At 52.2% G+C, this 14,962-nt stretch carries 7 protein-coding genes and 1 pseudogene; 7 read left to right on the plus strand and 1 reads right to left on the minus strand.

The annotated features are described in order from the left end of the window. Positions 1 to 1,110: 1,110 nt before the first annotated feature. Both ACI2KA_RS18895 and ACI2KA_RS18900 read left to right on the plus strand, forming a co-directional pair. Positions 1,111 to 2,286, plus strand: coding sequence for a peptidase S41 (locus tag ACI2KA_RS18895; RefSeq protein ID WP_404503996.1), 1,176 nt, complete (start codon positions 1,111 to 1,113; stop codon positions 2,284 to 2,286). Positions 2,287 to 2,617: 331 nt separating this feature from the next. Then, positions 2,618 to 3,370, plus strand: coding sequence for a hypothetical protein (locus tag ACI2KA_RS18900; protein WP_404503997.1), 753 nt, complete (start codon positions 2,618 to 2,620; stop codon positions 3,368 to 3,370). An 81-nt stretch (positions 3,371 to 3,451) separates the two neighbouring features. Here the strand turns inward: ACI2KA_RS18900 and ACI2KA_RS18905 are convergent, their stop codons facing one another. Beyond that, entirely contained in the window at positions 3,452 to 4,354 is a 903-nt protein-coding gene (locus ACI2KA_RS18905; RefSeq protein ID WP_404503998.1) for a calcium-binding protein, read from the minus strand. A 452-nt stretch (positions 4,355 to 4,806) separates the two neighbouring features. Between ACI2KA_RS18905 and ACI2KA_RS18910 the strand changes: the two are divergent. The 5 genes and pseudogenes from ACI2KA_RS18910 to ACI2KA_RS18930 all read left to right on the plus strand — a co-directional run. Continuing rightward, positions 4,807 to 5,064, plus strand: a pseudogene (locus tag ACI2KA_RS18910) (transposase); the annotation flags it as partial. A 394-nt stretch (positions 5,065 to 5,458) separates the two neighbouring features. Continuing rightward, positions 5,459 to 7,873 carry a type VI secretion system tip protein TssI/VgrG gene (tssI, locus tag ACI2KA_RS18915; protein WP_404503999.1) on the plus strand — a complete coding sequence of 805 codons (2,415 nt, stop codon included), beginning with the start codon at positions 5,459 to 5,461 and terminating at the stop codon, positions 7,871 to 7,873. A gap of 7 nt (positions 7,874 to 7,880) precedes the next feature. Continuing rightward, positions 7,881 to 8,987 (plus strand): DUF2169 domain-containing protein, encoded by a 1,107-nt coding sequence (locus ACI2KA_RS18920; protein ID WP_404504000.1) that lies wholly within the window; start codon positions 7,881 to 7,883, stop codon positions 8,985 to 8,987. Positions 8,988 to 9,009: 22 nt separating this feature from the next. Then, positions 9,010 to 9,423: a PAAR-like domain-containing protein gene (locus ACI2KA_RS18925; protein WP_404504001.1), complete on the plus strand. Its 414-nt coding sequence runs from the start codon at positions 9,010 to 9,012 to the stop codon at positions 9,421 to 9,423. Positions 9,424 to 9,511: 88 nt separating this feature from the next. After that, positions 9,512 to 14,122, plus strand: a complete 4,611-nt coding sequence (locus tag ACI2KA_RS18930; RefSeq protein WP_404504002.1) for an RHS repeat-associated core domain-containing protein — start codon at positions 9,512 to 9,514, stop codon at positions 14,120 to 14,122. Positions 14,123 to 14,962: the final 840 nt, after the last annotated feature.

Genomic DNA, 14,962 nt, shown 5'->3' on the forward strand with positions numbered 1-14,962 from the left:
AATCGATCATAATAACAATATCATGATATTGTTATTATGATCGATTGCCACTCAAATCTGAATTCCGCTCCAATCAAATCCATCCCGCCCATATAGTTTCCACGCATAACAATCTCCCATTCAGATCAGCAAATTCAACATAAAACTCATATATTTATGCGTAGTCGGTCCGCAATCCGCAAATTGCAGGTCAGTAAAATCAGTTTTACCCGCAGATTCTCATCCGCCTTCAGCAAAAAAGATACAATCCATCAGGCGTATATATTTTATATGTTTTGCGTTGGTTGCTATGTAAATATATGTTTACGGAAGCCGCCCAGATCGCAACTGGCCTGCCCTCCTCCTATCGACCATCGAATCAAAGCTCTCCTTCTGGTTGCGTAAATAATGCTTCTTGAGCTTCCGATTTCGAAGCCTTGCCCTAGCATAAAGAGATCGTACCAGCCTTCTCCTCATCAGGGCAGTATCTGCACGAGTAGCAAGGACGTACATTTCATAGAGACCCATTTGAACACACCTTTCCTATCACGCGACGCAGCTGCGACCGTGTTGTGAACTTCATCTCTTTTTCCATCAGCCTTTCAGCTCGATGGGCATTGCAACGGGGCACTGAAAATTGCCGCGTAGAGGAAGAAAAGACACTTACAGTGCCCCGCATCAGCGGTTTATGCCTGTCAAAGTCTGACAATCGGCAAATGCATTTTGGAGAAATAGAACGGCCCACCACACACCAAATTCTATCTCTCCTCCGGTCATTACCAGAGGCCAATCCCTGCCAGGCACCGAAATATGAGAGTGACGTCCTCTCTCAAAACCGGCGCTGGTTCTGTTTCAAAACCGGAGTGTCTCCCAGTTCATCGCGGAACAGGGGCAGTATAAGTCAGAGAAACAGAGTGGGGACGAACGGGGAAGCAAAAATCCTCCCTCAAAGCTAAATAAGTTAGGGGGACAGCATCAATTTGTTGAAAACATGCATCCTTTCAAGTCGAATATGCAGGCGGCAACCAGTCAAAACAACTTTTCACTTTGGCTTCATCGACAAGATAGCATGATTATGTCCACTTCTGGCCCAATCTGGACATCGACGAGTAACTATGCGCACCGTGGATCATGTCCCTGACGCGAGACCTCGATAAAATTCTAGAAACTGTCCTGTCAACCGATCCCAGCTTTCGGCGGATCGAACAGGCGATGATAAACAGCTGCATTTGCGATACTCGACGATATGCTTTGGAGGGTTCCAAAGAGGCCTTTCTGCTTTCCGCCATGCGCCTACTCGCACTTCCCGACAACGGACATACACGGCTGATCCCGAACGATTCCATCTCAGTGCTCCCGCTGAGGTTTGTGAGCGTCGGGACGGCGGTGCAGCTAACTGACACGGCACTGGAAACAACCGCGCCAAGAGGAGAGCTGATAGCAGTCAACGGCACACCTTTGGGCCAAATTGAAGCCGCGGCAGAGAAATTTCTGGCGGGAACGCGCCAGAGAAAACGGGTCATCGGACCGATTCTTCTCGCCTGGCCGTATGCATTAGCTCACCTCGGTTTTTCTTCAAAAGAGAATACGACTGAATATCGCGTGAAAGACGAGAATGGGCAGATAACCGATTTGAAAGTGGAGAACGGCCATACGGTTTCTGCATCGATACTCTACCCGAGAAACGAGCATGGCAAGGCTGATCCGGCCTGGAGACCCCGGAGATTTGTGGAGATTAAGGACTGGCAGGAGCTTGGGCTTTCAATAGTATTGCCAAGTTTCTTCGATCCGAGCGAAAGTGCGCTGCCGAAAGCCATTTCTGGTGCAGCGGAGCATGTAAGCACCTGCTCGCACAAAAAACTCCTGATTGACGTCCGCGGAAACACTGGCGGCGACTTCCTTCAAACGATGCCCTTGATCGATGCCATCTCTGAAAACGCGAGCAGGCAAGTTGTTATGCTTGTCGACAAATTCACGTTTTCCGCAGCGATAGTGTTTGTAGCCATCCTCAAATATCGTTTGGGACGTAGGCTCAAACTCATCGGGGAAGACATGGGCGACGGGTTGATGTTTTTTGCCGAGGGAGGGTTGCTCGATTTGCCGATCAGCGGAGCGGTCGTTCGATACTCATCAGCCTTTCATGACTGGGAGAACGGAACTAGCAACGAAACCACACCGGCTGAGATCGCGCGGCAAATGGTCCCGGCAGGAAAGCTGACTTTGGATTGGGAATGGGTCGTAGGGTCTACTGCTGAGAATGCACAAGGCGCATTTTATCAACAAGTTCTGAAGAGTCTGAACGATTAGACCAACGACCGTTCAGTCCACACTGGTGACGGTCGACCCTCGGAAAATGCTGCGCCAGGTATGGAATGGCCGCTTTCGCTTTCGGCGCCACGGCAATCAGGCGACGCATACTTCATCCGTCCGCTTCTGGCGCAATCCGGCCAAGACGACTAGCGACCACAGTGAAAAGAATCGAAAATAAAAATAGAAACCCAACGATATTTAATTTAAATAAAAAATGACATGCACCATAAATATACTATTTTAATCAAATATTATACAAATCATCAAAAGAATAGATTGGCGTAAGCTTCACAAGCTATAGTGTGTATGAAGCTACGGGAGATTTTTTATGACGACGATTGCATCGACAGCATACTATACTACCTCCAACCGCCACTCCCCCACCCAGAAATCGGATGTCTCCGACATAGCAACCGAACAGCCGCATAAAGGAGTGCCCACCAATGGCACGGAGGAGAAATCCGCGCGCCAACCAAGCGTTGATAGCCTACCCTCCAGAGCATCGATCAACTTCCAAGGAGTTCTTTTTTCATCAACACGTCTGGAAAATGCAACACCTATCAACATCGCAGAGCTATCAGAAGAAGAATATCGAAATTTCGTCGAGTCAGATGAAAGAGCTATAGAAGCGAATCGAAGCTACCTTGAACGCGAATATAGCAACGACAAAAAAATACCTGATATGTCAAAATATTCCGACACAAAACTCTACGCGACCGTGAGTATTGGCGGGGCAATTGTTGCAAAAATCGATAACCAAGGTGGAGTAGAAACCACCGACGAAGCTCTTGGAAAGACTCTGATGAGCTTACTAATAAGCGACATAAATGGCACAAACGGCCCCAATCTTGCGCAAGCTCGGGCCGAACAAATCTCTAAGCTTCTGGGCGGCAGCATTGAAAAAGCGGATACGGCCCTGACACAACTACAGTTCAGTGCACTTTCTAATACAAATCGAACAGAGCGCGTGGTGAACTACGAGGCCATGAAGCAAGATCCGATATATCAGCACACTCAAAATCTTCTAGAAAATCTAGAAAAAACCAAACAACAGAGACAGGATTTTCTATCTCTGAGATAATAAAGGTATTAAAATCTCTCATCGAGATATGTATACGGGCGCATGAATATGTCGCCCGTATACATAGCTTAAAATATTCAATTAAATAAAATTATCTGTCGGAGCATAATTTGCGATATTGAAAGTCATGCTATCGGCCGTTTGTAAAAATTCTACTGTGTAGTGACCGCCGAGATAATAATCTTCGATTTTTACCCCTGCATCTATGGTTTCATCAGCAAAATCGGTTGTTGATGTGATCCACAGATCGTTCGAATTCTGAAAGCGAATGAGTTCAATTTCGTTCGAAAGATAGGAAACAACAATTCGATCTTGGGTGTCATAGACAGCGTCGGTACGAGGACTTCCTCCCTCATTTACGCCGTCGTTGACGACATCGATGCCACCCTCGAGGAACTCGTAGCGGTCGTTACCCGCTCCGCCCCAAAGTCTGTCGTCACCCGTTCCGCCATTGAGAATGTCGTTTCCAGCGCCATCAAGAATGACATCATTTCCACTCCCGCCTCGATTGACGTCGTTACCGATCCCGCCAATAAGCGTATCATCCCCAGGACCACCTTCAAGTGTGTCATTTCCGTCATCGCCCGACAACCAGTCGCTATTACCTTGGCCTCGTAAGAGGTCGTCGCCTGCGCCGCCATTGAGGTTGTCGTCCCCATCGTGACCATAGAGGAAATCATTACCGTTGCGGCCATACAGGGAGTCGTTCCCGGTATAGCCAAAGAGCGCGTCGGAGCCGTCTCCTCCATCAATATAATCGTTCCAGCGCGATCCTATAATACGGTCATCTCCCCCTAAGCCTAGAAGTTGCCACCAAGCCTGATGGGCTGGCCAACCTGCCGACGGGGCATAGGTATTGTTGCTGTAGTCAATATTGTTCGCGTTATTATCTCCGGAATAATAAGGCATTTCAGTCTCCGTTGTTTCGGCAGAAACTCTGCCTGTCGTCCAACGCATGACCCCAGGCCCCATGCCGAGGTTCATGCTCAGTGTTTCGTCATGAAAAACTTATTAGGCATCATCGCGTTACATCTTTTGGCGGAACTGCATTTATCGCTTCATCATTCTGCCGACCTACAAGGCAAGCGAAATTTCACCACCTCGACCGGAACCACAGATACACTTAAAATACAAATGAAGTAAAATCAAAATTAAAAACGATTAAATTCTATATATCAACAAAATTTGAATAAATTTAGAAGCGTTAAATAATAATAATACAAGATAATACAAAATATAAAATTATTATAATTTAGAAAAATGTCATAATTAGGTAAATTATCTTCTCTATATCTAGCAACACAGGACGACAAAAGTAAAAACGCCGGAGCACAGTCCGGCGTTTGGTTGCAGACTGCTCTGATCCCCAAAAACTGGATCGTTTTTGATTGGAGTCTTTCGCGCGAGATTCCCGGCTGGGAACAGGAGCGGACGCGATGAAAGCATCGAATTTTTCGGACGCGCAGAAGGCGTTCATTCTCAAGCAGGGTGATGATGGCGTGCCGGTGGCTGAGATTTGCCGGAAAGCTGGAATTAGCCAGGCGACCTATTTTAATTGGCGCAAGAAGTATGCGGGTCTTTTGCCCGACGAGATGCGCCGATTAAAGGCTCTGCAAGATGAGAATTCCAGGCTCAAGAAGATCGTCGCGGATCTGACACTGGACCGCGAGATGTTGCAGGACGTCATCCGCCGGTTGGTAGCGGGCGGAATGGCAAGAATGATGGCGTCGCGATAGGCACGCGCCTGACGATAGGCTGCATCGCCCGAACCGTAGACACTGTCCTTGAACAGCCTGACGATCCTGTGGCCGCGCCGCCTGAGGCTTACCCACCAGCCGGCACCGCGGTGTGCCCCGGCGGCTTCTTCCCGTCGCAGCCCATAGTGATCGGCGTCATGCTTTGTCTGTCTTGGCGTCGCTCCGTCCGTCACGTCCACCCCCGCCTGTCAAATTTCATGGGTAGTATTTTGCCCTATCCGGGTTGCAGAATTCATGGTGAATCCATGGTTTCGCCACAATGTTTGATTGCATTCGGTCGAGATTTTGGCAGTTGATTGATAATTTTTCCGATCTTCCATCGAGGTTCGCCATGACCGACCAGCCTGCATCCTCGGACTTTCTCCAGGCGAGCCGTGTGCTCAAGGTCAAGTCTCCGTTAGGGGAAGACCAGCTTCTGCCGGAACGACTTGCGGTTGACGAGGGTGTTTCGCGGCTTTTCGAGATTCACCTGAACGTGCGGGCCAAGAAGGACGCGGTCAAGCCTGAGGAACTGATCGGACGCTTGATCGATGTCTCCGTCGAGGTCGAGCAAGGTGATGGCGAGGAAGGCAGCGGCATCCGCCGCCCCTTCAACGGCCTGGTGACGGAACTGCATGAGGGGCCGCCGATCACCCGCGGGCTGCGCTCCTATGCGCTGACGATCCGCCCGCAGATGTGGCTTCTGTCGCGGCGTTCCGATTGCCGCATCTGGATGGACAAGACGGCAGTCGAGATCGTCGAGACGCTGTTTTCCGAACATGGCATTCCCGCCCCCGATACGTCCGGCATCATCTCGCCGCCGCCGGCGCAGCATTACAGCGTTCAATGGAACGAAGATGACCTCTCCTATCTTCTGCGGCGTTTCGAGGAGGACGGGCTGTTCTTCTGGTTCAGCCATGAGGACGGTTCCCACAAGCTGCATGTGGCCGACAGCGCCAGCGGCTGGCTTTCGCCATCGGCTTCGGCGCAGGGCGAAGGCAGGGTGCGCCTGGCGCAGGGGTCTTCGGACCGCAACCACATCAATGACTGGGCACGGCGTTTTTCCTATGTGCCCGGCCAGCGGGCGGGCGCGGACTGGAATTTCGAGACGCCGGGCATGGTGCCGGGCACGATGACGCCGTCGCTGGTGCAGATGCCGGATGCGACCAAGCGCGAGCTTTACGAATATCCCGCCCGGATCAGCACGGTTGAAGAGGCCGAGCGGGCGCAGAAACTCAGAACCCAATCGATCGAGGCCGATCATGACCGTGTGTTCGGTTCGTCCACCTCGCGCATTCTGGAGGCGGGCCGACGGTTCACGCCCTACGAGGTTGCGCATCCCGATCATGCCTATGAGGAGCATGTGATCATCCGGGCAAGCCACAGCATCGTCGACCGCTCCTACGAGACCAATGGTGACGAGCCGGAATATCGCAACAGCTTCGAGGCGATCCCGGCGCGCGTGCCGCTGACGCCGCACCGTGCGACGAAGCGGCCGCGGATCGAAGGGACGCAGGTGGCGATCGTCGCCGGTCCCGAGGGCGAGGAGATCCATCCGGATCAATATGGCCGCATCAAGCTGTGGTTCCCGTGGGATCGCAAGGCGAAGAAGGATGGCACGGATACGTGCTGGGTGCGGGTCAGTCAGGCATGGGGCGGCGGCACATGGGGTGCGCAGGTTATCCCGCGCATCGGCATGGAGGTGATGGTTGCCTTTGTCGATGGCGACCCGGACAAGCCGCTGGTCATCGGCGTGGTTCCTAACCCGGCCAATGCCGTGCCCTACGACCTGCCCGCCAACAAGACGCGTATGGTGCTGCGATCCAATACACACAAGGGCCAGGGCCATAATGAAGTGAGCTTTGAGGATGACGCGGGTAAGGAAAACCTCTTTCTACATGCACAGAAAGACCAGACCGTAAAAGTTCTGAACAACCAGACGAGTCGCGTAGACGCGAACGCCATCCATTCGGTCGGCACAAATCAGTCACTCGAAGTTGGAGCCAATATGAGTCACCAGGTAGGGGGCGGCCTCAACATGGTGGTCGGTGGTGTCGGCGGCGCTGTAAGTGCGATTGCCGGAGGACTTCTTGCAGGTCTCGCGGGGAAAAGCGCGGGACTGTTGCAACAGGCTATGTCCGTCGTGTCGTCAGCCATCGCTGACAGTCCGTCGCACTCCAATAAAAACGCAGAAGCGGCTGGCGCTTCCATGGGCGCTAACACAGGAGGAGATGGTGTAAGTGCATCCGGACAGGAAATGCTTTCTTCAGCGGTCGGCTATGCCGGATTGATGGCAAGCGGCGGGCTTGGCGCCATGGCATCAAGTGTAGACACAATCCGAACCGGTGTGAACGCGGCAGCAAGTGGAGAACTGCGCAAAGATGCTGGCGATGCGATGCGTTCTTCAGGGAGCAAGATGGGAGAGCAGGTCGCGTCTCTTGTCGGAACGGGAATTTTCAACACACTTGTTAGCCGGATGCAAAACACGAGTGTTGGCATTGCACAAACCGAGCAGGTGGGGGTCGCCAAGGTAGTAACGGTCGGCCAAGTATATAACCAGACGGTCGGCCATACAAAGAATGTCTTGATCGGCAAAGAGCTTTTCATCGGCGTTGGTGGGGGCAAAGATGAAGATGGCAACGATATCCCGCCAAAATCCATTTTGATCATGAAGGACGATGGTACGATCCTTTTAAAAGGTGTCAAAGTCTATATCGAGGGCGAAAGTCATGTACAGGTCACCTCTGCCATGATCGACCACAATTGAGGTCGAGATGCCGGAGCTTAAGTCCCTAACCCCATTTCCTAATTTCCGTTACTATAGCCGCGACAATGAAAATCGCGAATTCGGCATCGTGGTCGTAAAGGCAACATATGAGATTCGTGATGACGGCGCGCTGATTGCCGCAGAAGAGCAAGCACCGATGCTCTTTACCGACAAGTGTCATGGCGAGGTCAATTTATCGTCGCTTTGGCACCCATCGGATCTTGTTCCCTACAAGCCTGCCACGGACATTATTGTGAATGCTGTTGCTCGCACTCCCAGGGCTGAACCAGCGAGAAGTTGGGAGTGTGGACTTTCCGTCGAGCGGAATGGTGACGTTCTTTTCAGTAAAAAGTTACGCGTCACAGGACCTCGTTGGTGGAGGCCAGTATGGAAGCGGCCACTGCGGGATGAAGAGTTGACCAACTGGCGGGACCACCTTCGCTTGTTTGACCGGTGGGAGCTATCAGAGCCTGATCTGATAGACGAATTGCCATTACGGTATGAATACGCCTTCGGTGGCGAGGTTGAAACAGATATTGATGATGAAGGTAACAGAACGTTCGACACTAACCACTACAATCCGATCGGGATAGGCAAGATCGACCGGAACTACAGCGATCATACGAAATGGGTCATGGCACCTCAGATAGAGAGCGTCGAGGATCCGGTAAAAGACGCCTACAAGAGCTACACTCCGGTCAATTTCGGTCCGATCCCGCCCGCATGGCTTCCGCGCCGGCCGCTGGGTGGAACCTATGACGACCACTGGCTGGAAAAAGTCTGGCCTGCCTGGCCGTCAGATTATTCTTTTTCCTACCACAATTCGGCCGCTCCCGGCATGACGATAACGCCGTTTCTGATTGGGGGGGAACAGATCAAACTGGAGGGTATGGAGCACTCGGGAATTTCTGCGTTGCGACTGCCGGAGCAGCAAATGCTTGCAACATTTTCTAATGAGGCAGGCCAAGGCGGAACCGTCCAGATGAACCTCGATACCGTGTTTATCGATATCGCGAGCAAGCGCGACAAGGATCATCGCGTCTACATGACATGGCGCACTACTTTTCCACCTGACCAATTTGAGACAATCACTCTCGAGATGAACGTCCTGTGAAGCATGCTGAAGGAGAAAATGAATGCCTGTAACAAAAGTGTCCGCAAGGAAGTGCGCCTCAAATGTGATAGTTTCAACCGCACCTGACGTTTGTTGGACACCGGTTGGTTCGTCAGTTGTCGCAGTAGGTTACAGTTCTATCGCGTTTCTCGACACGACGGTTCGCTATTCGAACACGGTCAGAAACAATGGACAATTCGACTTTCAACTCAATTCCCGAACAGGCAGCTCCGAGGGCCATGAGGCAGGAACAAAAAAAGGTGTGAAAGTTGCCGGATATCTCGGCCCTGCGCATGTGAAAGTCGCGGCACCGTTCGTCTTTTCTGAGGGTTGGGCTACCTGCAGCCATCGAGATCCTGCCTGGATCAATCGTCCGGACCCTGGCCCCATTGAGCCTGTGAAAGCGCTTGGCCCGGTTGAAGTCAGGGGGGAATGATGAGCTTTTTCAATCTTGCCGATCTTCTGAAAGCGACAATAGAAATGAGGTGCCAGGATTCCTCGATCGATGAGCCGGTGCAAAATCGATGAGCGATAAGCTGGAGCCCGCTTCGCCTGAGCCATTGGAGTATATTCGTATCCCGGATACATTCCCTCAAAACGTACGCCTGCCAAAGACGAGCAGAATTTCTACTCCGGAGCGCGCAACCCAGCACACAAATGAGAGTAAACAAGAGGACAACGGCGACGCCGTGCTGCTCACCGGTACATCGGTCAACGAGGATGAAGCCCACCGGGAAAAACGAGCCGAAATCCTTGGTCGCCTGAAAGAGATAAAACAGAAGCTCGAGAACGAAACTGACGCTGAATACAGTGCGCGAATGGAAAGCATTGCCACCGCTTTGGCTGGCCCTGACGCAATTCCTTCGCCAGTGGACGCCATGACGCGTCAACAACATCTCGACATGGTCAACCGCGATATCGCAAAGTATCAGAACGGTCATCCTGTCTACACCTTCAAGGACAACGTGATCGGGTTTGCCAAGGCCCCGGTTCGCCTGGCTGAAGGTGCCTGGGGTCTGCTAAAGGGTGCGGGCAACACCATTGTCGATCTGGGCAAGGGTGCTGCTGCGGGCCAACTCATGCAAACCGGCGATCCCGAGCTAATGGCAGAAGGCCAGCGCCTGGCAAAAGAAGCAGGTGACAGTCTGGCAGAGCGCGGCAAAGGAGCTGCGAACGCGATTATTTTTGCACTTCCTCACATGGCCCAACAGGCTGCGGACGGAAACTATGGGGAGCCCCTGGGTGACACCGTCGCTGGGTACGGGATTGGGAAAGCCGCGACATTAGCCGGGGGCATGATGAAGGGCGGTAGAGCAGCCGTCACAGCGGCTGACGATGCGGCGAGAACAGCAACTGCGGTTGGTGAGCCGGTCTCGGTGGCAAATGGTGAGTATCTGGAAACATGGCGTGACTTCTTCATTCCAGGAACGCTTCCATTCGATGGTGCACGGTATATGGGGCTAAAGTTGGCGCTTCCGAGCGACTATATCTCCCCTCTTGGCCCTTGCCAGATTTCGATGTTCGATGAGGTATTTTCAAATCCCGAGCGCGGCAAGCTTCTGTTTCACGACGCAAACGGCAAAGCGATTCCATTCGACCGCCCATTCAACTTCTTGCCCTCGCATAATTCCGGATATCCTCATCTTGATCTCAGGGCGCCATGGTTGAGACAGCTCAAACTCAAAGACCGCGGTATCATCAAGCATTTCCGTCAATATGACGACGATGTTTACCGTCTGGAACAGATTGATGATTTGAATGGAAACCGGCTTGTCTTTCAACGGTCTGACGATGGATGGCTCGAAACAATAGCTGGCCCTGATGGACTGTTACTTCGCTTCGAAAACGATGCGAAGGGCCGTCGCGCTCGCGTCGCTCTGATTGGCTCCGAAAGCGGAGAACTGGAGCTCGCAAGTTACAGCTACGACGCTCAAAGCAGAATGACTGATGCGCAGTGCGCTTTTGGTATGTCGGTGCGATACAAATGGCAACGCGATACAGATCTTCTTGTCTCTTGGAATAACATCACACGTCAGTCGGAGACCCGCTTTACCTATGACGAAGATGGGCGGGTCGTCTGCACCAAGACCAATGGCATCTGGAACAATGATCGGTTCGACTATCGTGAGGGAGAAACACGCTATGCTCCGGGTGGAAACGAAAACGATGCCCAAACTTTTCGATATGATGACCATGAAAACGTCATTGAAGAGATTGATGCTCTGGGTGGCGTCGTCTCCCACGATTACAACAGATACGGGTTCCGCACCTCAACGACAGACCAGAACGGTAACGCCCAACGCACCTCCTACGACATCCATGGCAATGTAAAGGAGGTTATAGACGCGGAAGGCCGCTCCACCATTTATGGCTGGGGCGACAATGGCGAGTTGAGGATCGTCATCGATGGTGCTGGAAACCGCAAGACATTCAAGCATGACGACAAATCGAATGTCATTGCCGAGACGGATGCTGAAGGCAACGTCACTCATCTGCGCCGGGACGATCTTGGCCATGTGGTCGAGACGCGGTTTCCCAATGGTGCGATCGAGCGCCGTACCTGGGATACGAACAATCGCTTGGAAAGCGTCACGGATGCCAAAGGCAATACGACTCAGTTCGAGTACGATGAGTTCAATCGCCTTATTGCAACGACGAGCCCGAATGGATCGCGTATTGTTCGCGACTATGCTGCCGGCGCAGGCGGTTTTGATACAGTCAGTAGAATAACAAGGCTGGACGGAATTGCTGTTAGCCGCAGTTTCGATGGCAGTGGCCAGCTTGCATCGGTGACGGATGGCGAAGGACGATTGTGGACCTATCGCTATGGAGCCTTCGGCGTTTTGGAGGCAATTGTCGATCCAAAAGGTGGGGAACTCAGTCTCAAGACAGACATCGAGGGACGGCTTGTCTCGGTTACCAATGCGGAAGGTCTGACGTATAGCTATGAGCGAGATTCGGCAGGTCGCGTCATTGTGGAAGAGGACTTCGATGGCCATAGCTGGCACTACGCACGCGACCCCTCGGGTCAGATCACCGAAACGACCAAGCCAGATGGCGCAAAGCTGCGTTATTCCTACGATAAATCCGGTCTGATCAATCGTATCGAGACCTTCACGACCAAGGATGAGCCCGAGGACGTCACACGTTTCTGGTATGACGGACGTGGTCTTCTCATTCGGGCGGAAAACAAGGCTGCCCTCGTTGAATTCAGCCGTGATTGCAACGGTCGCATTGTCAGCGAAACTCTGAACGGCAAGCGTGTACGCTCCCGGCATGACGCCATGGGGCACCGTATCCGTCGAGAAATACTGGGCCTCGGCGCGTCGATAACGGACTATGTCCGCGATCCGCTGGGCGCAGTCGAAAAACTCGTTGCAGATGAAACCGAAATCACATTCGAGCGTGACAGTTTCGGACACGAAAAAGCCCGACGCATGGGCGGCTTCACTCTTTTGCAGCGTTTTGATCCGGCTGCCCAACTTGTCGCACAGGTCGCGGGTCCCGCCGCAACCCACGGGCTCGATGCGTCACGTCTCGGCTGGCAGTTTGATCGAGGCAATGCGCCAAAGCCGGCGGGAGCGTTACCCGAGCATGCCCATCGTGTCTATGAGTATGATCGGGCCTTCGCTCCGGTCAGCATCGATGACGGATTATGGGGCAAGCGTCAGTTTACCTACGATGACAACGGGCAATTGACCAGGGCAGAATCTTCGAACGGCTCCGAACGCTTTGCCTACGACAGCGCACGTAATATCGCCGGAGCCTCATCATCCAGTCACATTTCCGATGACCCTACCCCCTATGGGAAAGCGTTCGATCAGACATTCGGCTCCGTCATTCCGGCTGCGGCTCCCAGCAACTGGCAACGCTCTCCCAGCGGCGTCGTTCAGATGGCACGCGGTCCGAAAGGCGAGCACATTCAACTCATCCATGATGATTGTGGACGTGTGATCGAGCGACGGGTCGAGCGTGACGGGTTCAGACCACAACGCTGGCGCTACGGCTGGGATGTCCATGATCGTCTGGTCAGTGTCAGCACTCTGGATGGCGAGGAATGGTACTTCCGTTACGACCCCTTCGGCCGCAGGATTTCCAAGGTCCGACGCTTCACAGGGGAAGAGAAAGATCGTGTTCGCAGGCTCTGGCCGAGCCTTGTTGGTGCGGATGGACGTCCGACGAAGGTCCGAGGAACCGAAGGCCCCTCCCCGCTTGACGTCGACAACCCTCCTGAGGTCGGCACAGCCTATCTTTGGGATGGCGACCTTATGGTGGCGGAAGCGCCGCTACGGCTCGATGGTCACATCGCATGGGATGAAGCAACGCACTGGCATTTCGAGGACGGGACCCACCGGCTCCTAGCCAAGCGGCAGTCGGATGGCGAAATGCTGGCTGTCGTCTGCGATCATCTCGGCACACCGAAAGAAATGTTCGACATCAAAGGCAAGCTTGTCTGGGCCGCAGATCATCATGTTTGGGGCGCGATCCGTACAGCGCGGACTTTTGGTGCGCTGGCTGTTGCAAGAACACATGATCGAGAGCCGAGCGAACTTCAGTGCCCATGGCGTTTCCCCGGTCAGTACGAGGACGCCGAGACCGGTCTCTACTACAACCGTCATCGTCATTACGATCCGCTCACAGGGCAATATGTAAGCCCGGACCCGATAGGGCTGGCAGGTGGAGATCGGCCACAGGGGTATGTGGTAAACTCAAATCTTTGGATTGATCCAACTGGGTTGAAAGCCGCAGTTGATCCTGCGAAACTCGCCGCCGGATGGCAAGGCAAGGGCGACTATCCTGGAATTGATAACTGGTCGAACACGACGCTTAAAGCGGGTGACAAATTCTGGGGTGGTGTTCCGGGCCAAGGGAACTACTACACTAATTCTGCAACGGTTGTGAAGTCTGCTCTAGAACGAAAATCGATATGGGATATGCTGCAAGTTAAGCCTCATGACGTATACGGACATCGCCCTAAAATGCAAATGTATGAACTTCAGAAAGATATTCCCGCCGCTCTTGGTGATGTACTTGCCAACCCGCAATTCGGAGCTGGTGGCGGGAAGCAGTTTTTTATACCAGATGAGTTCTTGCCTTACCTTCGCCCTGTCGGCGATGCACTGCCAGTGAAATGACATGATAAAGCTGCTCCCAGAGAATGGCGGTATTGTTTTTGGGGATGTCACAATCAATGCACAGACACGCCCCACTGCTTTAGATAGACGATCCTTCATAAAGTCTAGTGACTTCAAGCCACCCTATCAGTCTTACAAAACTGTAAATTTTATAGAATATAGACATCATCTTTTTGGTATTAGATTGGTATTTAAGAGTGAAATTTTAGAGCGGGCAATCATCTATTGTGGAGATAATCGATCATGGGAAAATGTGTCGCTTGAAACTCCGTTAATAGAAGAAAAAATTATGCATGATCTGATCGCTACCAGCTACATCTCAGAGTTTACTGATTACCCATGGGGTCGAGCCTATGTTTTCCAAGACAGAAAAAATCTATCATGCAACTTATACATTGAATATATACATTATTAGAATATTGTAGGGATTTCTTAACAGTGATACAACTGCCATAAACCTAAAATTTTTTCGCAGCTAGGCCCTAGTACATTATCGTGAAGCAGATATACGTTAGGGGATTTTCGGTTCAGATTGGTGCGAACCTGATCGGCCCAGTCGCCCGGAAGCTGTGTGTGATTAAGAGTAGTGAAATGACCCTGCCAACGTGAGAAATAACAAGGCGTTATCGTGCGTATCGGCATCGGGACCCCTGCCGATTTACAGCTGAGGAACACTGGAGAGATTTGAAAGATAAAATCTCATTAATTTATCTAGGGATGTACAATGGGATGGCTACCTTCTCTGATTTTCATATATGGAGAGATGATTTTGAACAGAGGAAGCGAGAGAACGAGCGTTTCTCGAGGATACTTGAGGAAATAGAAACAATTTTAAAATCG

It is taken from the genome of Agrobacterium sp. NPDC089420 (assembly GCF_044900305.1).
Taxonomy (GTDB): Bacteria; Pseudomonadota; Alphaproteobacteria; order Rhizobiales; family Rhizobiaceae; genus Agrobacterium.

Coding starts and splice junctions, on each gene's coding strand:
- tssI (WP_404503999.1), top strand. CDS start 5,459: ATGACCGACCAGCCTGCATCCTCGGACTTTCTCCAGGCGAGCCGTGTG.
- ACI2KA_RS18920 (WP_404504000.1), top strand. CDS start 7,881: ATGCCGGAGCTTAAGTCCCTAACCCCATTTCCTAATTTCCGTTACTAT.
- ACI2KA_RS18905 (WP_404503998.1), bottom strand. CDS start 4,354: ATGAACCTCGGCATGGGGCCTGGGGTCATGCGTTGGACGACAGGCAGA.
- ACI2KA_RS18925 (WP_404504001.1), top strand. CDS start 9,010: ATGCCTGTAACAAAAGTGTCCGCAAGGAAGTGCGCCTCAAATGTGATA.
- ACI2KA_RS18930 (WP_404504002.1), top strand. CDS start 9,512: ATGAGCGATAAGCTGGAGCCCGCTTCGCCTGAGCCATTGGAGTATATT.
- ACI2KA_RS18895 (WP_404503996.1), top strand. CDS start 1,111: ATGTCCCTGACGCGAGACCTCGATAAAATTCTAGAAACTGTCCTGTCA.
- ACI2KA_RS18900 (WP_404503997.1), top strand. CDS start 2,618: ATGACGACGATTGCATCGACAGCATACTATACTACCTCCAACCGCCAC.